This window comes from Streptomyces sp. CA-179760 (assembly GCF_050937045.1).
In the GTDB taxonomy this organism is placed as follows: domain Bacteria; phylum Actinomycetota; class Actinomycetes; order Streptomycetales; family Streptomycetaceae; genus Streptomyces.
In genome coordinates this window covers 8,346,852-8,366,298 of record NZ_JBNJLZ010000001.1, presented here as the reverse complement: position 1 = coordinate 8,366,298, position 19,447 = coordinate 8,346,852, and the positions used below count along the sequence as shown (strand labels likewise).

Annotated in this window: 12 protein-coding genes, 1 tRNA gene and 1 pseudogene; 9 read left to right on the top strand and 5 right to left on the bottom strand. The window is 72.4% G+C overall.

All coding sequences use genetic code 11. From position 1 onward, the window contains the following. Positions 1-4 precede the first annotated feature (4 nt). Entirely contained in the window at positions 5-7,654 is a 7,650-nt protein-coding gene (locus ACQEV8_RS37845; RefSeq protein WP_432969973.1) for an amino acid adenylation domain-containing protein, read from the bottom strand. Then, on the bottom strand, positions 7,651-8,949 hold the full coding sequence (locus ACQEV8_RS37840; RefSeq protein ID WP_432969970.1) for a cysteate synthase: 1,299 nt from the start codon (positions 8,947-8,949) through the stop codon (positions 7,651-7,653). Before ACQEV8_RS37840 ends, ACQEV8_RS37845 begins: the two co-directional genes overlap by 4 nt. A 263-nt stretch (positions 8,950-9,212) precedes the next feature. On the opposite strand from ACQEV8_RS37840, the gene ACQEV8_RS37835 reads away from it, so the two are divergent. Both ACQEV8_RS37835 and ACQEV8_RS37830 read left to right on the top strand, forming a co-directional pair. Next, entirely contained in the window at positions 9,213-10,355 is a 1,143-nt protein-coding gene (locus ACQEV8_RS37835; RefSeq protein ID WP_432969967.1) for a thiamine pyrophosphate-dependent enzyme, read from the top strand. 1 nt (position 10,356) lies between these two features. Beyond that, positions 10,357-12,444 carry a 2-oxo acid dehydrogenase subunit E2 gene (locus ACQEV8_RS37830; protein ID WP_432969964.1) on the top strand — a complete coding sequence of 696 codons (2,088 nt, stop codon included), beginning with the start codon at positions 10,357-10,359 and terminating at the stop codon, positions 12,442-12,444. A 421-nt stretch (positions 12,445-12,865) separates the two neighbouring features. Here ACQEV8_RS37830 and ACQEV8_RS37825 read toward each other — a convergent pair. After that, a tRNA-Pro gene (locus tag ACQEV8_RS37825) sits at positions 12,866-12,939 on the bottom strand. Between the two features lie 100 nt (positions 12,940-13,039). Here ACQEV8_RS37825 and ACQEV8_RS37820 point away from each other — a divergent pair. From ACQEV8_RS37820 to ACQEV8_RS37810, 3 genes are all read left to right on the top strand, one after another. Further along, on the top strand, positions 13,040-13,615 hold the full coding sequence (locus ACQEV8_RS37820; RefSeq protein ID WP_432969961.1) for a DUF309 domain-containing protein: 576 nt from the start codon (positions 13,040-13,042) through the stop codon (positions 13,613-13,615). A gap of 219 nt (positions 13,616-13,834) precedes the next feature. Then, on the top strand, positions 13,835-14,605 hold the full coding sequence (gene cobF / locus ACQEV8_RS37815) for a precorrin-6A synthase (deacetylating) (protein ID WP_432969958.1): 771 nt from the start codon (positions 13,835-13,837) through the stop codon (positions 14,603-14,605). A gap of 18 nt (positions 14,606-14,623) precedes the next feature. Then, positions 14,624-15,424 (top strand): HAD-IIA family hydrolase, encoded by an 801-nt coding sequence (locus tag ACQEV8_RS37810; protein ID WP_432969955.1) that lies wholly within the window; start codon positions 14,624-14,626, stop codon positions 15,422-15,424. A gap of 7 nt (positions 15,425-15,431) precedes the next feature. Here the strand turns inward: ACQEV8_RS37810 and ACQEV8_RS37805 are convergent, their stop codons facing one another. Both ACQEV8_RS37805 and ACQEV8_RS37800 read right to left on the bottom strand, forming a co-directional pair. Next, positions 15,432-16,205: a sulfite exporter TauE/SafE family protein gene (locus ACQEV8_RS37805; RefSeq protein WP_432969952.1), complete on the bottom strand. Its 774-nt coding sequence runs from the start codon at positions 16,203-16,205 to the stop codon at positions 15,432-15,434. 73 nt (positions 16,206-16,278) lie between these two features. Then, a complete protein-coding gene (locus ACQEV8_RS37800; protein ID WP_432969949.1) occupies positions 16,279-17,466 on the bottom strand; it encodes a thiolase family protein in 1,188 nt (395 codons plus the stop codon). 196 nt (positions 17,467-17,662) lie between these two features. Between ACQEV8_RS37800 and ACQEV8_RS37795 the strand changes: the two are divergent. From ACQEV8_RS37795 to ACQEV8_RS37780, 4 genes and pseudogenes are all read left to right on the top strand, one after another. Further along, positions 17,663-17,921, top strand: a pseudogene (locus tag ACQEV8_RS37795) (WhiB family transcriptional regulator). Next, positions 17,918-18,400 (top strand): Dps family protein, encoded by a 483-nt coding sequence (locus tag ACQEV8_RS37790; protein WP_432969946.1) that lies wholly within the window; start codon positions 17,918-17,920, stop codon positions 18,398-18,400. The pseudogene ACQEV8_RS37795 and the gene ACQEV8_RS37790 overlap by 4 nt, the downstream one beginning before the upstream one ends. 35 nt (positions 18,401-18,435) lie before the next feature. Then, positions 18,436-18,780: a DUF3140 domain-containing protein gene (locus ACQEV8_RS37785; RefSeq protein ID WP_432969943.1), complete on the top strand. Its 345-nt coding sequence runs from the start codon at positions 18,436-18,438 to the stop codon at positions 18,778-18,780. 2 nt (positions 18,781-18,782) lie between these two features. Beyond that, positions 18,783-19,430, top strand: coding sequence for an endonuclease (locus tag ACQEV8_RS37780; protein ID WP_432969940.1), 648 nt, complete (start codon positions 18,783-18,785; stop codon positions 19,428-19,430). The last annotated feature ends 17 nt before the right edge of the window (positions 19,431-19,447 follow it).

Below are 19,447 nucleotides of genomic sequence, written 5' to 3'. Positions count from 1 at the left end.
TGGGTTACCTCCACTCATTGCCGAACTCGGCTTCGAGTTCGTCGATCTCTGCTTGGGACAGCGACACCAGGGGCAGATCGGACGGGGTGTGCCCGCCCGTCGCACCGGTGCCCCTCTCGGCTTGGGCGTTCAGTTCCGCCACCCACCGGTCCGCGAGGGCGCGTACGTCGTCCTCGGACCAGATGCCGGGGGCCCAGGACCAGGTGGTGTCGAGCCGGCCGTCCTCGGTGGTCACGGCGGTGATCTCCAGGCCGTGGGCCACGGGCATCGCCGGGTCGTGCACGACACCCAGGTCGCGCAGCGCTTCCGGCGCGAGCGACCAGTCGCCGTCGCCTGAACGGGCCGTCCGGCCCAGATAGTTGAAGCCGACTTCCGGAGCCGGGAGGGCTGCGAGGAACGGCCCGTGGCCGGGGTCGAGGTGACGGAGCAGGCCGTATCCGATGCCGTGGTCCGGGACGGACCGCAGCTGTTCCTTGACGGTCTTGAGGACCTGAGGCGAGTCCGCGGTGTCGACTCCGGCGAGGTCCAGGCGTGCGGGTACGACGCTGGTGAACCAGCCGACCGTACGCGACAGGTCGACGCCGTCGGCGATGTCCTCGCGGCCGTGCCGCTCGATGTCCAGCAGCAGCGCCGGGTGCCGCCGCCATCCGGCGAAGGTGGCGGCGAGTGCCGCGATCAGGACGTCCTCGGGCCCGGCGTGGAACGCCGCGGGCACCTTGGTGAGCAGGTCGGAGGTGACCTCGGCCGGGAGGGTTCTGGTGAGGTGACGCATCGCGCCGACGACGTCCCGACCGGGATCCGGCCGACGGAGACCCAGCTGCGGGCCCGGGTCCTCCCACACCCCTCGCCACAGGTCCCGTTCGGCCTGCCGTCTCTGCGTACCGGCCTCCCGCTCGAGCAGGCGAGCCCAGTGCCGGAAGGAGGTACCCCGCTCGGGCAACTCCTCCTCGCGCCAGGCCGCGGCCAGGTCGGAGCACAGGATGTGCCAGGAGACCCCGTCCACCGCCAGGTGGTGGACGGTCAGCAACAGCCGTCCGGGCCGGTCGGGACCGGCATCACACCACACCGCACGCACCAGGCCGCCCGCCTCCGGGCGCAGTCGCGAGGCCGACCGCTGCGACTCGGCGGCGAAGTCCACCGGGCCGGTGACGCGGGCCAGCACCATGGCGGCGTCGACGGTCCCCGGAGGCGGAATCTCCGCCGACCGCCCGTCGGGCGCCAGACGCAGCCGTAGCACATCGTGATGATCGAGTACGGCCTGCAAGCTGGTCGTCAGCCGCTTCTCGTCGGCGCCCACGGGCGTGACGAGCAGGACGGACTGGCTGAACGCCCCGATCGGACCGCCGCGTTCGAGCAGCCGGTGCAGGGACGGAGTGAGGGGCAGTGGGCCGGTCGGCGCGTCTTGTTCCTGGACGGGGCCGACCGCCGGGCGAGCCGCCGCCGTGGCGGCCAGACCGGCGGCCGTACGCTGCTCGAACACGTCACGCGGGGTCAGCCTCAGCCCCGCGGCGAGCGCGCGGCTCACCAGGTGGATGGAGGTGATGCTGTCACCGCCCAGGTCGAAGAACCCGTCGTCGGCACCGATGCCGTCGACGGTGATCCCGAGGACCTCCGCGAACAGTTCCCTGAGCGTCTCCTCCTGGGGAGTACGCGGCGCCCGGCGGGCCGTCTCCCGGGCGGTGACCGGTTCGGGCAGGGCGGCGCGGTCCAGCTTGCCGTTGGGCGTCATCGGCAGCGCGTCGAGCGTGACGAGCGCCTCGGGGACCATGTGGGCGGGCAGCTGCCGGGCGGTGTGCGCGAGGAGGGCCGGGCCGTCGGCCTCGGCGCCTCCGACGACGTACCCGACCAGGCGCCGTACGCCCGCCCGGTCCTCCCGCACCACCACCGCGGCCTGGGCGACAGCCGGATGGGAGGTGAGCACGCCCTCGATCTCGCCGGGCTCGATCCGCAGGCCGCGGATCTTGAGCTGGCCATCGGCCCGCCCGCGCAGCTCCAGAGTGCCGTCGACCCGCCGTACGGCCAGGTCACCGGTCCGGTACATGCGCCGGCCGGACGGCCCGAAGGGATCGGCGACGAACCGCTCGGCGGTCAGGCCCGGCCGCCTCCAGTAGCCACGTGCCACCTGGTCACCGGCGACGTACAGCTCGCCCTCGACACCGACCGGTACGGGGTTCAGGCGGGCATCGAGCACGTACGCCCGGGTGTTCCACATGGGGCGGCCGATCGGCACCGGACCCGTCGGCAGCTCTTCACCGGGCTCGATTCGATGGTCGGTGCAGCCGACGGTGAGTTCCGTCGGGCCGTAGTGGTTGATCAGGCGTACGTCGGGGTGGTCCCGGCGCCAGCCGCGCAGGACCTCGCCGACCAGCGCCTCACCTCCGAGCATGAACTCCTCGGCCGGCGACAGATCGTGCGGCAGGGCGGGCAGCAACGGGAGGTGGCTGGGTGTCGCCTTGAGGAAGGTGTAGCCGCCGTTCAGGGGTGCCGCGCCCGCGTCGTGGAAGCCTGCGATGTGCACCCGACCACCTGCGGCGAGCGCCCCGTGCAGGGTGGTCACGGTGGCGTCGAAGGACATCGTGGCGTGCAGCAGCGAGGTGCCGCGCAGGCTCGGGTACGCCTCCACGCAGCGGGCCACGTAGGTGGTGAGGTTGCGGTGCTCCAGGACGACGCCCTTGGGGCGGCCTGTGGTGCCGGAGGTGTAGATCAGGTACGCGGGGTCGGCGGGCCGGGCCTCGGGCAGGGGCACGTCCGGATCGTCCGGGACGGCGTCGGGATCCACTACGGAGCAGCCGACCGGGCAGTGGGCAGGGCGCGGGTCACGGGTGATCAGACACACCGGCTCCGCGTCGGCGAGCAGACGGGCGGTGCGCTCGGCCGGCTGTTCCGGATCCTGCGGCAGATAGGCGGCGCCCGCTTTGAGAACGGCGAGCACGGCGACCGCCAGGTCGACCGAACGGGCCAGCGAGAACGCGACGATCCGGCCCGGCCCGGCACCGTGCGAGACGAGTACGCAGGCCAACCGGTCTGCCCTGAGGTCGAGTTGCCGGTACGTGAGTGACGTCGTGCCGTCCTCGACCGCGACCGCGTCCGGCAGCTCGGCGACGCGTGCCTCGAAGAGCCGGGGGAAGGTCGTGTCCGGCAGCTCGCGTGCCGTGTCGTTGAACTCTTCCAGCAGCCGGTGGCGTTCGCCGTCCGTGAGGATGTCGAGCGCACCGATCCTCCGGTCGGGCTCGCGAGCCGCGGCATGCAGCAACCGCTCCAGACGGGCGGCCAGTTCCTCGGCGGTGCGCCGGTCGAACAGGTCGGCGCTGTACTGGAGGAGGCCCTCGATGCCGTCCGGGGAGCCGTCGGCGGTGTGGTTCTCGCCCAGGTTGAAGGTCAGGTCGATCTTGGTGGCCCCGGTCTCCACGGGCAGCGTACGGGTGTGCAGTCCGGGGAGGTCGAGGCGGGGCCCGGCAGTGGGGCGGAAGGCCAGCATCACCTGGAACAACGGGTGCCGCGCGAGCGAGCGGGGCGGATTGAGGGCTTCCACCAAGTGCTCGAACGGCAGCTCCTGGTGGGCGTAGGCCGCCAGGTCGCTCTCCCGTACCCGGCCCAGGAGTTCCCGGAAGCCGGGGTCGCCCGAGGTGTCGGTGCGCAGGACGAGCGTGTTGACGAAGCAGCCGACCAGGTCGTCCAGCACCTCGTCGGAGCGGCCGGCGACCGGGGTGCCGAGCGGGATGTCGGTGCCTGCGCCCAGCCGTGTGAGGAGGGCGGCGAGTCCCGCCTGCACGACCATGAAAACCGTGGTGCCGGTCTCTCCGGCGAGCGCGCGCAGCCGCCGGTGCAGATCTGTGTCCAGCCGGACGGGGATGTCGCCGCCCTGGTGGGTGGCGTGTGCGGGCCGCGGGCGGTCGGCGGGGAGCGGGAGTTCGTCGGGGAGCCCGGCGAGTGCCTCGCGCCAGTGGTCGAGCTGACGCTCCCGGTCGTCGCCGAGCACCTCGTGCTGCCAGAAGCAGTAGTCGGCGTACTGCACGGGCAGTGGCGCCCAGTCCGGCTTCTGCCCGTTCTGACGGGCCCGGTAGGCGGCCGCCAGGTCGCGCAGGAGGGGGTCCAGGGACCAGCCGTCACCGGCGATGTGGTGCAGGACGAGGAGGAGCACGTGGTCCTCGGGGCCGAGGACCAGGAGGTGTGCACGGAACGGAGTGTCCTCGTCGATCCGGAACCCGGCTCCCGCCAGCCGACCCAGCTGATGGTGCAGGTCCGCCTCGGCGACGCGTTCGACGACTTCCAGGTCCAACGCGGCCGGTTCCAGGTATCGCTGGCACGGACGACCGTCGGCGTCCGGGTAGACGGTGCGCAGGATCTCGTGCCGGGCGGCGAGGTCGGCGAGGGCCGAGCGCAGGGCGTCCACGTCGAGGCCGGCTCCGGTCAGCCGTAGAGCGAGGGGGATGTTGTAGGCCGCGCTCGGACCCTCGAGACGGTGCAGGAACCACAGCCGCCGTTGGGCGGACGACAAGGGGGCCTCCCCCTGTGTCGCGCGCGGAGTCGGCCGCGGGGCGGGGCGTCCGGCAGTCGCGGCACGGTCCAGCAGCCGGGCCAGCCCGGTCGGAGTGGGCGCCTGGAAGACATCGCGCAGCGTCAGGCCGACGCCGAGGGTGGTGCGGATGCGGCCCAGCAGACGCAGGGCGAGCAGCGAGTGGCCGCCGAGCGCGAAGAAGCCGTCGCCGGGGCCCGCCTCCGGCCGCCCGAGCACGTCGGCGAAGAGCGCACACAGGACCTGCTCGTGCGGGGTGCGCGGGGCGGCGTGCGTCTGCGGTGCGGCAGCGTCGGGCGGCGCGGGGAGTGCGGCCCGGTCGAGCTTGCCGTTGGGGGTCAGCGGCAGCCGGTCGAGGACGACGACGGCTGAGGGGACCAGGTAATCGGGCAGGTGGGCTGCGAGATGGTCGCGCAGAGCGTCCGGGGCGGAGGCGACACCATTCGCGCACACCGCGTACGCGATCAGCCGCCGGTCACCGCCGGGCCGGTCCTCGCGGAGAACAGTCACCGCCTGCGCGACGTCGGGGTGGGCGGCGAGGGTCGCTTCGATCTCGCCGGGTTCGACGCGGAAGCCGCGGAGCTTGACCTGGCCGTCCGCGCGGCCGTGGAACTCCAGCTCGCCGTGGGCCGTCACGCGTGCGCGGTCACCGGTGCGGTACATGCGGGCGCCGGGCGGGCCGTACGGGTCGGCGACGAAGCGTTCGGCGGTCGCGCCCGGGCGACCCAGGTAGCCGCGGGCCACACCGGGCCCGGCGACGTACAACTCCCCCACCGTGCCCGGCGGGAGCAGCTGCAGGGCGGTGTCGAGGGCATAGGCGCGCATGCCGTCGAGGGGGCTGCCGATCGGCAGCGGATCGGGGACGGGTGTGTCCGCCGAAGAGGGCCGGGAGGTGGCGAAAGTGGTGGTCTCCGTCGGGCCGTAACCGTCGGTGACCGTCAGCCCCGGGCACGCTGCCAGCACTCGGCGCACGGAGTCGGCGGGGACAGCCTCGCCACCGGTCCACACCTGGCGCAGCCCAGCGAAACAGCCCGGATCCTCCGCGGCGGCGAGACGGAACAGCCCGGCGGTCAGCCACAGGGCCGTCAGACCGTGGAGCTCCGTCAGGCGGGCGACGGCCGCGGCGTCCACGTCCTCCTCCGGCCCGGCGACCACGGCGGTGCCGCCGTTCAGCAGCGGCACCCACATCTCGTATGTGGAGGCGTCGAACGCGGTCGGCGAGTGCACCAGCACCCGCGCATGCGCTCCGCCGCCGAACGCCGAGTCGGCGGCCAGGGCGACGACGTCGTGGTGGGCGACGGCGACTCCTTTGGGGGTGCCGGTCGAGCCGGAGGTGTAGCTGATGTAGGCGAGCTGGGCCGGACGCAGGAGCACGGCAGGGTCCGTGTCCGGTTCGGAGTCGAGCGTCGCGGCGTCGGCTCCGACCACGACCATGCCCTCGTACGACTCGGTGGGCACGGTGTCGCTCAGCAGGACCTTCGCACCCGTCTCAGCCAGGATGTGCCGCGTGCGGGCGTCCGGTGCGCGCGGGTCGAGGCCGACGTACGCACCGCCGGTCTTGAGCACGGCCAGCAGCGCGGTGAGGAGTCCGCCGGAACGGCTCATCAGGACCGCGACGCGGTCCTCAGGGCGGACGCCGAGGGCGATCAGTCGATGCGCGATCCTGTTGGCGCGGGAGTTCAACTGCCGGTAGGTGCTCTCGTGTTCGCCCTGGAGTATCGCTGTCGCGTCCGGGGTGGCGGCGGCGTGGGCGGCGAACACCTCGGGTACGGTCATCGCTCCCTCGCGGGCCACTGGGCCGGCGAGCTGAGCCTCCGCCCGCTCCTCAGGCAGGGTCACCTCGATCCGGCCGATCGGTGTGCCGGCGACGACGGACGCCGCGAAGTGCTCCACGAAGCGTGCGTAACGCCGGTGGTGGGCGGTGAGTTCGGTGTCCGTGTAGTGGCCGGGACCGGCGTCGAGGTCGATGCGGATGCCGTGGCCGTCCGCACGGTCGTACACGTTGACGGCGAGGTCCTCGATGGGCCCCGTGGACAGGTTGTGGCGTGTGGTGGCGTGCCCTGCGAAGCGCAGCTCCGGCCCGAACGCCATGATGTTGACGACGGGTCCGAAGAAGCGCCGCTCCCCCTGTGGCCAGTCCAGCTCACGCCGCAGGTCCTCGCCGCGGTAGCGCTGGTGCGCCAGCAGGTCGCGGGTGGCGGACGCCGCCTGGCATACGAGGTCGTGGGCGGCCGTGTCGGGCCGCACGGACAGGCGCAGCGGAAGCACGTTGGACGCCATGCCCGGCGTGCCGAGTTCGGTCTCGCTCTCGCGGGCGGTGACGGCGAGGCCCAGGAGGATGTCGCGGGCGCCGGAGAGCCGGTGGAGATAGGCGGCGGTCGCCGCGAGCACGACACGTGACCAGCGTGTGCCGGCCGATTCGGCTGCCGCGTGCACGACGTCCCCGGCGGCCTGCGAGAGATGACCGGTTCGGCGGAGGAAGCGTCCGGCCACGTGCGGGGCCCGGGTGGACAGGCTCACCGGCTCGGGTCGGTCGGCGAGCGCCGCTGTCCAGAACTCCCGGTCGAGGGCGTGCCGTTCTCCTGAGCGGTAGGCCTCGTCCGCCTCGATCAGCGGAGCAAGGGGCGCCGATGGCGGGGTGTGCGGTGTGCCCGCGACGAGGGCGCTGTAGGCGGCGGCGACCCGACTCGCGACGAGCGAGCAGCTGTAGCCGTCGACAGCGATGTGGTGGTAGGGCTGGTACCAGATCCAGTGGGCGTCGGCGAGTTTCAGCAGGGCGTACCGGAAGAGCGGGGACCGTTCGAGGTCGAAGGGCGCGGCGAAGTCCGCGGCCAGCCAGGCTTCGGCGGCGGACCGGGGGTCGGGCTCGCCCGTGAGGTCGACCACGGGCAATTCCGGGGTGGGACCGGTGTCCACGAACTGGCGGACGGAGTCGTCGGCGGCCGCGAAGCGGACCCGTAGCGCCTCGGTGGCGTCCACGACCTGTCGGACGGCCGCCCGGAAGCGCACCGGGTCGACAGGTCCGTGAATCTCGGTGTACTCGCCCACGTTGTAGGCGGGTCCGGCGGGATCGAGCCGCTGCCCGAACCACATGGAGCGCTGGGCGGCGGAGACCTCCAGAGCGCGCGGGGCGGTCATCGGACGCCCTCCGTGGCGGTCACGAAGCCGCTCGACTGCTCGGCCACCAGTCCGGCGACGGCCCGCGGGCCTTCTTCGCGGCCGGGCCAGGGCACGCGCAGCCAGGGCTCGGCGGATATGAGCGCCAGGTCGCGGGCCTGGCGGGCCCGGCCGCCGCCGGTGATGTTCAGCAGGACGAGTTCGTCGCGGCGGACGTGGCCGGACCGGGCCGCCTCGGCCAAGGCGGCCAAAGCCACACCGGCGCCCGGTTCGATGTCGATGCCCTCGACCTCCTCGAAGAGGGCCATGGCCTCGAGGGCAGCGACGTTGTCGGTGCGCAGGACGTCGCCGCCGCTCTCGGTGAGCACGTCGCGCACCCCGCCGCAGACCGCGAACGGCGGACGCCTGTTGGTCAGTTCGCGAGCCAGCGGCTCGTGCTCGCAGTCGGCCGGAGCCGCTCCGGTACATCGCCAGGCTTCGTACAGCGGCGCGAAGGGCGCGTTCTGGCACATGAGGAGGCGGGGCAGGCGCTCGCCGTCGGCGCGCAGCCGGTGTGCGGCCTCGTGGGCACCGATGGCGCCGGTGCCGCTGCCGACGGCCTGCACATAGGTCTCCGGCAGCCGCCCGAGAGCCTCGGCGGCGGTCAGCATGACGGTGCCCAGGCCGTCCCGACGGCCGATGTTGCGCGAGCCTCCCTCGGCGTGATGGCCGGGCAGGGCGGCGAGCAGGTCGGCGCAGGCGATGGCGTCGCTGTAGGTGGCGGTGCCTTCGAGGACCACGATCCGGACGCAGGGGTCGAGCGGGCCGGGGAAGCGCATCCGCTCCAGGGCCGGGGCGGGCACCACGAGCAGGCAGGGCACCTGGTGGCGGGTGGCCGCCCAGGCGAAGGCGGCGGCCGTGTTGCCCGCCGAGGGGATGACGAGTACAGGCGACTCGGCGGGCAGCCGGCCGAGCACCGTGTAGGCCTCCAAGTCCTTGAACGTGCAGGTGGGCAGGTGCGCCTCCCGTTCCGGCCAGTACCCGTTGAAGGCAACCCACAGCCGGTCGAGGCCGAGGCGGCCGCCGAGCCGTTCGGCAGGCCGGACGACCGGGCCGGGGACATCGGGGAAGGTACGCACCACCGGCAGCATCGGGGCGTGCCGGAAGAGACCAGTGTTTTCACCGACAGGGATTCCGCTTCTGTTGTAGTCGGTGCGCAGGAATGCCGGTTCGTGGAGACGGGCGCAGTCGAGGAGGAGGCCATCGTCCTCGTAGCGGGTCCCGCATGAGGAACAGACAACGCTGTAGTGACGTGTTCCCGGGCGTACTCCGGACATCTTCACTTGCCTTCCGCAGTGCCACGTTTCGCTGGTCAATTGGAACCGGGCCTTCGAGTCGGGCGGGCGACGTACGGATGACGCCTTGCTGACGTGCAGTTGACACATAGGAAGCGCTTGCCGCGACCGCGCCCCAGCAAGGGAAACCACCCGCGGACTGTTCAGTTCCGCTTCACTTCCCCTTTCCTGTCCGGAAGTTGAGAAAGCCCTCACTACAGAGAGCATCCAAGGCGCACGAGCCAAGATGAAAAGGCGGCGGAAGTATGGGCGATACGCCGACACATGCGACTGTGAGAAATCGGATGGACCCTTCTCCCTGGCTTCCTTCCCAAGTTCCGGTTTCTTTTCGGTCAAAGAATGGCAAGGCGCGGACACTCGACACCGCTCAGGGGCCGCGGAAGCGTGCGTATCCCGAGCCGCCGGCCGAGTCACTGCTGACGGCGTACCGGAAGATGGTCCTAGGGCGCCGCTTCGACGAGCAGGCGACGGCACTTGCCCGGCAGGGCAGGCTCGCGGTCCATCCCTCCAGCCTCGGCCAGGAGGCCTGCCAGGTGGGCGCCGCGCTGGCACTCCGCGCCACGGACTGGCTGTTCCCCACCTACCGCGACTGTGTCGCGCTGGTCAGCCGCGGGATCGACCCCGTCGAGACGCTGACACTGTTGCGCGGCGACGCACACTGTGGCTACGACCCAGTACGGCACCGCACGGCACCGCAGTGCACCCCACTGGCCACCCACGCTGCCCACGCCACAGGACTGGCCCACGGCGAGCGGCTCAAGGGCACGGACACCGTCGCCCTCGCTCTGGTGGGCGACGGCGCCACCAGCGAGGGCGACTTCCATGAGGCCCTCAACCTGGCAGGCGTGCTGAAGGCTCCGGTGGTGTTCCTGGTGCAGAACAACGGGTACGCCATCTCCGTCCCGCTGTCCGAGCAGTGCGCGGCGCCGAGCCTGGCGTACAAGGGAGTCGGTTACGGCGTGCGCGCGGAGCAAGTGGACGGCAACGACGCCGCGGCGGTGCTCGCCGTGCTGACCACGGCGGTCGAGGACGCCCGGTCGGGCGGTGGACCGTGGCTCGTCGAGGCGCACACCTACCGGATGGGCCCGCACACCAGCGCCGACGATCCCTCCCGGTACCGCACGGCCGCTGAGGCCGACCGCTGGCGGGAGCGCGACCCGATAACCCGGCTGGAGTCGTCACTGCGCGAGCGGGGTCTGCTCGCGGACGCCGATACCAAGGCGGCCGAGGCCGAGGCCGAGGCCTACGCCGCCGGCCTACGCGAACGACTGGCCGCAGACCCGGAGCTGCCGGCCCCCCACACCCTCTTCGACCACGTCTTCGCCGAGCCACTCCCACACCTTGTCGATCAACAAGCACTCCTGCGGGCCGCATGGGAGGACTGCTGACATGACCACAGCTGACACGGGGATGGCCAGGGCACTCAACGCCGCCCTGCGGGACGCGCTGGGGGCGGACGAGCGCGTCATCGTCTTCGGTGAGGACGTCGGGCGCCTCGGCGGTGTGTTCCGGGTCACCGACGGGCTGCGAAACGCCTTCGGCGACCGGCGCTGCTTCGACACACCGGTCAGCGAGGCGGGCATCGCAGGCCTCGCCGTCGGTATGGCGATGGCCGGCTGGCGGCCGGTGGTGGAGATGCAGTTCGACGCGTTCGCCTACCCGGCGTTCGAGCAGATCGCCTCGCACATGGCCAAGATGCGCAACCGCACGCGGGGCGCCCTGGCACTGCCCCTTGTCGTGCGGATCCCCTACGGCGGCGGCATCGGCGGAGTGGAGCACCACAGCGACTCGAGCGAGGCGTACTACGCACACACGCCGGGCTTGAAGGTCGTGACACCGGCTACGGCGGCGGACGCCTACTCCCTGCTGCGTGAGGCCATCGACGACCCGGACCCGGTGATCTTCCTGGAGCCCAAGCGCCGCTACTGGACCAAGGAGCCACTCGAACTCCCCGTCCGCGCCGAGCCCTTCGGCACCGCGGCCGTGCGCCGCACCGGAAGCGACGCCACGCTCGTCGCCTACGGGCCGTCGGTCGACACGGCCCTGGAAGCGGCTCATCTGGCCGCCGCGGAGGGCTTGGACGTCGAGGTGCTGGATCTGCGCACCCTCGTCCCCCTCGACGACTCTGCGCTGACCGCGTCGGTGCGGCGAACCGGTCGGTGCCTGGTCGTGCACGAGGCCCAGGGCTTCGCCGGAGTCGGCGCCGAGATCGCGGCGCGTGTGCAGGAACGGTGCTTCGACGCGCTGCGGGCTCCGGTGCTGCGGGTCACGGGGTTCGACATCCCGTATCCGCCCCCGCTGCTGGAGGACGCCCATCTGCCGGACGTGCGCAGGGTGCTGGACGGTCTGCACCGCCTGCTGCCCACCACTGCCATGGCCATCACGCGACCGGCCCACGGCGCCCCGGGCGCCGTCGGTACCGCCGCACCCGCCCGTACGTTCCTCCTCCCCGACCTGGGCGAAGGGCTGGCCGAGGCGGAGGTGCTGGAGTGGAAGGTCGCCGTGGGCGACCCCGTCGAGCACGACCAGATCGTCGCGGAAGTCGAGACGGCCAAGTCCGTGGTGACACTGCCGAGTCCGTACGCCGGCACCGTGACTGCGCTGCACTGCCGTGCCGGTGAGGTGGTCGGGGTGGGCGCGCCGCTGCTCACGGTGGGAGAGGAAGCAACGGCATCCGGTGCCGTCCTGACCGGCTACGGCACGTCGGGCCGGCCCGGACGCCGGTCGACGTCACGGCCGACGGCCATGCGGGCGACGACCACGCCCGCGACGTTCGAGGCCGCGCACGACGGGGGCGCCCCGGCCCGCCCCCTCCCGTCCGCCACCCGTACCCCGCTGGGCCCCGCGGCGGAGAAGTTCGTCCGTGGACAGCGTGACACGCCGGCCGTGACCATCTGGGCGGACACCGAGGCCGACGGCCTGCTCGCCGCCCGTGCCACCCGCGAAACCGGTCTGCTGCCACTGCTCGCCCGGGCGTGCCTGGACGCGCTCGCCGCGTTCCCGGAGCTCAACTCCCGCGTCGACGCCGACCGTCAGGAGCTCGTCCGGCTGCCGCAGGTGCATCTCGGCTTCGCCGCACAGACCGACCACGGTCTGGTCGTCCCGGTCGTACGGGACGCCGCCGGCCTCGGTCTCGACGACCTCGCCACGGAAATCCGGCGGCTCACCGCCCTCGCCCGCCGCGCGGAACTCCCCTCCGAGCACCTCACCGGCGGCACGTTCACCCTGAACAACTACGGCGGCTTCGAAGTCGACGGCGCCACCCCGATCCTCAACCACCCCCAGGCCGCGATGATCGGGGTCGGCCGCATCACCGACCGGCCCTGGGCGCGGGACGGCCGAGTCGAGGTCCGCAAGGTCGTCAACGTCTCCCTCACCTTCGACCACCGCGTGTGCGACGGCGGCACTGCGGCCGGCTTCCTTCGGCATGTGATCGACGGCCTCAGTTCGGCCGACCGTCTGGGCCGGGGCTTCTGAGCGAGTGCACCTTGAGGACGCGTATCCCAGGGTTGCGCCCTGGTGACGGGGTAGGCCCGCCGACCCCCGGGACACTTGGGTCAGGGCGACTCGCCGGGCCTGGTCACGGCCACGGCGTTCCCTTTGGGCGGTGTTGGCCAACCCTGTGGCGGTTGCCCGGGGCCTCACTGTGGTGCGGACCGGCGCGGTGAGGACCGCGAGGCAGCCGACGACCAAACCGATGCCGGCCCATCCCGGCAGGGGCAGGCGTTCACCGACGACAAGGACGGCCAGTACGGCCGCGACGGCGGGTTCCAGTAGCGAGAGGGTGGTCGCGGTGCTCGGACCCGCTGCCCCCGGTCAGGTACGCCGGTCCCCAAGAATGATCAAGGGCCGGTTTCGGATGGCTCCGAAACCGGCCCTGACCTGCAACTCTCACGAGTCGGGACGACAGGATTTGAACCTGCGACCCCTTGACCCCCAGTCAAGTGCGCTACCAAGCTGCGCCACGTCCCGATGCGCGCCCACTCGCGGTGAAACCGCGTGATCGCGCGAACAGCACCCTACCCCACACCCCAGGCCGCGCCGAAAACGGCCCGGGCGGGACAATCGGCGTATGGGCAGCACAGACAGCAGGGGAAGCACGGGAGACACGGGAGACACGGGGAGCACCTCCGCGGACCGGTCGGGCGACGCCCGGGACCGCGACAGCGAGGGGCGGGCTCGCAACGCGCGGCCGAGGGACGGTCTGGGGCGGCCCCTGCCGTACGGCGCGGACGGCGTGCCCCGGCAGCCCGAGGGCGTGGTCCGTACGCCGGAGGAGACCGTCGCCGAGGCACAGCGGCTGCTGGACGAGGGGAAGCCGTTCCACGCGCACGAGGTCTTCGAGGATGCCTGGAAGTCGGGCCCCGACACGGAGCGGGAGCTGTGGCGCGGTCTCGCCCAGCTCGCTGTGGGCCTCACGCACGCCGCCCGCGGCAACCTCACCGGCGGGGCACGGCTGCTCCGCCGCGGGGCGGCCGCGGCCGAGACCTGGGCCTCCGGCTCCGGACAGCCGCTGCCGCACGGCATCGACCTCGAGGCCGTCGCCGCCTGGGCCCGGGAACTGGCCCAGGACGTCGAACGGCACGGCCGCGCCGTGGACGCGGGCGCACGGGCCCCTCGGCTCCGGGGAGCGAGCGCGGGGCACTGAGGGGGCCGGCGCGGGGCGGTCGGTGAAGTGCGGCCTTGGGGAGGGCGGCCCGGGGCGTCGGGGCACGGGGCGTCGGGGCACCGGCCCTCGACGCTCGCGCCCGGGCTTTCCGGATCCGGTCACGCAGTCGGGTCCTCGACCCGAGCCGCCGAGTATGAGCGCGCGGGCCGACCCGTGGCGCGGTGCGGGGCTGTCCGCGGTGTGCGGCAGACTCGGGGTGTGCGAAGGATTCATGTCATCGGTATCGGCGCGGGCGACCCGGAGCAGCTCACCCTGCAAGCGGTGAGGGCGCTGCGGAGCACGGACGTGTTCTTCGTCCTGGACAAGGGCGAGGTGAAGGCGGACCTCACCCGGCTGCGGCGGGACATGCTCGACACGCACCTGGCCCAGGGGACGTACCGCGTCGTCGAGGCGCGTGACCCGGAGCGGGACCGGACCGCCGACGGCGCGGCCTACTCCCCCGCCGTCGGGGACTGGCGCAGCGCCCGCGCCGATATATACGAGCGGCTGATCGCGGAGGAACTCGGCGAGGAGGAGACCGGCGCGTTCCTGGTCTGGGGAGACCCCTCGTTGTACGACAGCACGCTGGGGATCCTGGAGGAGGTGCTGGAGCGGGGCGCGGTGGCGTTCGAGTACGACGTCGTCCCTGGCATCAGCAGCGTCTCGGCGCTCGTCGCCCGGCATCGGACAGGGCTCAACCGCATCGCACGGCCCGTGCAGATCACCACCGGGCGGCGCCTGGCGGAGGGTTTCCCGGAGGGCGTGGACGACGTGGTGGTGATGCTCGACGCCCAGCAGACCTTCCGGCGGTACGCGCAGGAGGACGTCGACATCTACTGGGGCGCCTATATCGGCACTCCGGACGAGATCCTCGTCTCCGGCCCGATCGCCGAGGCCGCGCCCCGCATCGAGCGGTTGCGTGCCGAGGCCCGTGAGCGCAAGGGCTGGATCATGGACACGTATCTGCTGCGCAGGCGCCCTGGGGACTGACACGGCTATCGTCCGGACATGGAGTCCGTGCGTGCCGTGCTCGTCGACATCGACGGGGTGCTCACCGTGTCGTGGCGGCCCCTGCCCGGGGCCGTGGAGGCGTTGCGGGAGATCCGGGAAGCCGGGCTCGCCGTCCTGCTGGTCACGAACACGACCTCCCGCACACGGGCTTCGATCGCCGGGACGCTGGCGGACGCGGGGTTCCCGGTGTCCGCCGAGGACATCCTGACCGCGCCCGCGGCCACCGCCGCGTACCTCGCGGAGCACTGTCCCGGAGCCCGGTGCGCCCTGCTGAACAGCGGCGACATCCAGGAGGACCTCGACGGTGTGACCGTCGTCGACGCGTCGGACACCGAGGCCGTGCCGGATGTCGTGCTGGTCGGCGGGGCCGGTCCGGAGTTCGGCTATGAGGCGCTCGACCGGGCCTTCGGGCATCTGCAGCGCGGGGCCCGGCTGGTGGCGATGCACCGCAACCTGTACTGGCGTACGGACGAGGGGCTGCGGCTGGATTCCGGTGCGTTCCTGGCCGGTCTGGAGCAGGCAGCCCGGATGGAGGCCGAGATCACCGGCAAGCCGGCGCGGGCGTTCTTCGAGTCGGCGCTCGCCCGGGTGGGCGCCGGTGCGGGCGAGACCGTGGTGGTGGGCGACGACGTCGAGTCCGACGTGCTCGCGGCACAGCGGGCAGGAGTCACCGGGGTCCTCGTACGGACCGGCAAGTTCCAGCCGGAGGCGCTCCGGGCCGCCGGCGGCACGCCCGACCACGTGATCGACTCCTTCGCGGACCTCCCGGTGCTGCTGCGGAGCTCCGCGCGGCGGTAGCTTCCCGTCAGCGCAGCAGTAGTTGCAGACCGCCCACGACGGTCGCCGCGATGACCAGCTGCTCGAACAGCCGCTGGTTGATCTTGTGCACCGCCCACTTGCCGAAGAGCGCGCCGGGCACGACGAACACGACGAGCGCCAGGTCGAGGAGCAGCGAGCGGCCGTCGATCAGGCCGAGACCGGCGCTGAAGGGCAGCTTGGAGACGTTGACGATCAGGAAGAAGAAGGCCGACGTGCCGAGGAAGCCGAGCTTGCGGAAGCCCGCGGAGAGCAGGTACATCGACATCACCGGGCCGCCCGCGTTGGCGACCATGGTGGTGAAGCCGCCGAGCACGCCGTAGGAGCGGGCCTTGACCCGGCCCGCACGGCTGGTGAGCGAGTCCGGTTGCTCCTCCGCGTCCGCCGTACGCCGTCGCCACACCGTCACGGCCGCCATCAGCAGCAGGATCGCGCCGATGGAGGTCCGTACGATCGCGTCGTCGGCCCACATCAGGAACACCGTGCCGACGACGACGCCCGCGGCGACCGCCGGGAACAGCCGCCACAGGGTGGGCCAGTGGGCGTGCCTCCGGTAGGTGGCGACGGCCAGCAGGTCACCGGCGATGAGGACCGGCAGCAGGACGCCGGTGGAGGCGCGGGCGGGCAGCACGGCGGCGAAGATGGCGAGGCTGACCGTGTTGGCCCCGCTCACGGCGGTCTTCGAGAAACCGACGAGGAGGGCCGCGAAGGCGAGTGCGGCGAACTCCCAGCCGGTGATGTTCCAGAGCGTCATCGTGTTCATGCGAACACTGATGCTATGTGCAACGAACAGGGCTCTGCAGTGCCGTCTCGCCTGGTGGCCCCGGCGCGCCGGGCTACCCCTGTTCGACGAGGAGCGCGCTCCCCTGCCCGACCCCCACACACATCGTCGCCAGGCCCCGCACCGCCCCCGTACGACGCATCCGGTGGAGCAGCGTCGTCAGGATCCGGGCGCCCGAGCAGCCCAGGGGGTGGCCGAGGGCGATGGCGCCGCCGCTCGGGTTGACCAGGTCCGGGTCGATGCCGAGCCGGTCCACGCAGGCCAGGGCCTGGGCCGCGAACGCCTCGTTGAACTCGGCCTCCTCGAGGTCGCCGACGCTCCAGCCGGCCCGGGCCAGGGCCTTGCGGGTGGCGGGGACCGGGCCGATGCCCATGACGTCGGGGTGGACACCGGCGGAGGCGCCGGCGACGTAGCGGCCCAGGGACTGGAGACCCAGCTCGTTCAGGGCCTCCTCGCTGACCAGGAGGAGGCCGGCGGCGCCGTCGTTCATCGGGGAGGCGTTGCCCGCGGTGACCGTGCCGCCGTCCCGGAAGACCGGCTTCAGCCGGGACAGCTTCTCGTACGAGGTGTCCTCACGGACGCACTCGTCGGTGTCGACGACCACGCCGTCGGGGCGTTCCACGGGCAGGAGTTCGTCGTCGAAATGGCCGTTCTTGCGGGCGAGAGCGGCGCGTTTGTGGCTGCGCAGGGCGAAGTCGTCCTGGCGTTCGCGGTCGATGCCGTAGCGCGCGGCGACCTCCTCCGCCGTCTCGCCCATGGACAGCAGGCCGTGCAGGTCCCGCATCGCGGGGTTGACCAGGCGCCAGCCGAGGCGGGTGTCGACGGTCTCGATGCGGTGGGGCAGGGCCTCATCGGGGCGGGGCAGGACGAAGGGGGCGCGGCTCATCGACTCGGAGCCGCCCGCGATCACGACGTCGGCCTCGCCGGCGGCGATGGTGCGGGCGGCCGTGGTCACGGCCTCCAGACCTGACGCGCAGAGCCGGTTGACCGTGGCCCCGGGGACGGACTCGGGGAGGCCTGCGAGCAGGGCGGCCATGCGGGCGACGTTGCGGTTGTCCTCGCCGGCCTGATTGGCGGCGCCCCAGTAGACGTCGTCGACGCGGGCCGGGTCCAGCGCGGGCACGTCCCCGGCCAGGGCGCGGATCACGGTCGCGGCGAGGTCGTCGGGCCGCACCGAGGAGAGGGATCCCCTGAGTTTGCCGATGGGGGTGCGGCGGGCGGCCGCGAAGTGGACGGGACGCACGGAAGGCTCCTCACACCGCACATTAATTAGCGCTGCTAGTTTCGGACTATAGACCCTCGTCCCGCCGCCTGTGAAGGTTCCGGGACCACGCGGCTGCGGAGCGGGTGTCGCCGCAGGTCGGCGCGTCACGGTGGGGCCCGGTCGCGAACGTGACCGGCCGCGTTTGCGCCGGTGCGCCCCGGGCACCCGCGCGGTCATGGAGTGGTTGCGGAACGCCGCCTGCGTGGACGAGGACCCCGAGTTGTTCTTTCCGGTGGGCACGGCGGGGCCCCGCCCTGCGGGACGTCGCGGCCGCGAAGCGGATCTGCGCGCGCCGCCCTGTGACCGGCCAGTGCCTGAGCTTCGCGCTGAGCAGCGGCCAGGCCTCGGGCGTGTGGGGCGGGACCTGCGAGCAAGAGCGTGACGCACTGCTCCGGACCACGAGGAACGACGCGAGAAGGAGAAGCGCCCCATGACGGCCGTGAGGAGCACACTGCCCGACGAGGCCCGCAGGGTCTCCTGCGAGGCACTCCAGGACACCCTGGTCGACCTGCTCGGACTCTCTCTGATCGGGAAGCAGGCCCACTGGAACATCGTCGGACCGCGCTTCCGGTCCATCCACCTCCAGCTCGACGAGGTGGTGTCGGCCGCGCGGAACTTCGCCGACACGGTCGCGGAGCGGTCCGCGGCGCTCGGTGTGCCGCCGGACGGCCGGCCGGAGACCATCGCCAAGACGTTCACGCTGCCCGCCCCCAAGGAAGGCTGGGTGCGTGACTCGGACGCCGTGCAGGTGCTGGTGGAGTCCCTGGGGGACGCCGTCCGCCGGCTGCGCGAGCGCATCGACGCGACCGAGAAGGCGGACCTGGTCACCCAGGACCTGCTGATCAGCATCACCGCGGAGCTGGAGAAGCAGCGGTGGATGTTCGACGCCGAGAACGTCCCCCGCGAGGACTGACCGGCGCACGCACATACGTACGAAAGGGGCAACCGATGACCGACGCCCTCGAACTCGACGCGCTGTGGGAGGACTTCCACCGCGTAGTGAACATGACCTCGCAGGAGCTCGCGGCCTGGCTGCGGACGCGGGACGCCGACGAGGACGCGGAGCCGCTGCCCGACCAGGCGGGAAGCGAGACCGGGCAGCACGTCCTGGCGATCCTCCAGAAGCGACGCACCGACCTGACCGAGGACGATCTGCGGGTGATGCGGAACGTCGTGGACAGGGTCACCTCCCAGGTGGACCTGGAGAACGAACCACTGCCGGAGATGACGGCCGAGGACACCCGCCGCCGGCACCGGCTGATGACGGTCGGCCACGATCCGCTGAAGGGATAGCCGTGTCCGGCCAGGAGCGCGTCGTCCGCGAACTCGTCGGCGCGCACGGCCGGACGTTCGCGGACGAGGCGGGCATCCTGCTGAAGGACACCCCGCAGCCGCTGTACCGGCTGCTGGTGCTGTCCCATCTGCTCAGTGCCCGTATCCGCGGCTCGATCGCGCTGGCCACCGCCCGTGCCCTGCACGAGGCGGGGCTGCGCGATCCGCGCCGTATGGCGGCGGCCGACTGGCAGGAACGGGTGGACGCGCTCGGGCGGGGCGGCTACCGACGCTACGACGAGCGCACGGCCACCCAGCTCGGAGACGCGGCCGAGCTCTTGAACGAACGGTGGGGCGGCGACCTGCGGCGGCTGCGCCGGGAGGCGGACGGCACAGTGTCCGAACTGCGCCGTCTCCTCCGGGAGTTCCCCGGGATGGGCCCGGCCGGCACCGACATCTTCCTGCGCGAGGTCCAGGGCGTCTGGCCCGAGGCAGCCCCCTACTTGGACGGCAAGGCCCTCCAGGGCGCCGAGCGCCTGAAGCTGCCGAAGGACCCGGAGCGCCTCGCCCAACTGGCCGGGAAGACCGGCCCGGCCGTCCTCGCCGCGGCGCTGGTGCAGGCGGCGGTGGACAAGGAGATCGCCGAAGACACCCTGCGGCGGGCCGGGTGACCGTCAGGTCCCCGGCC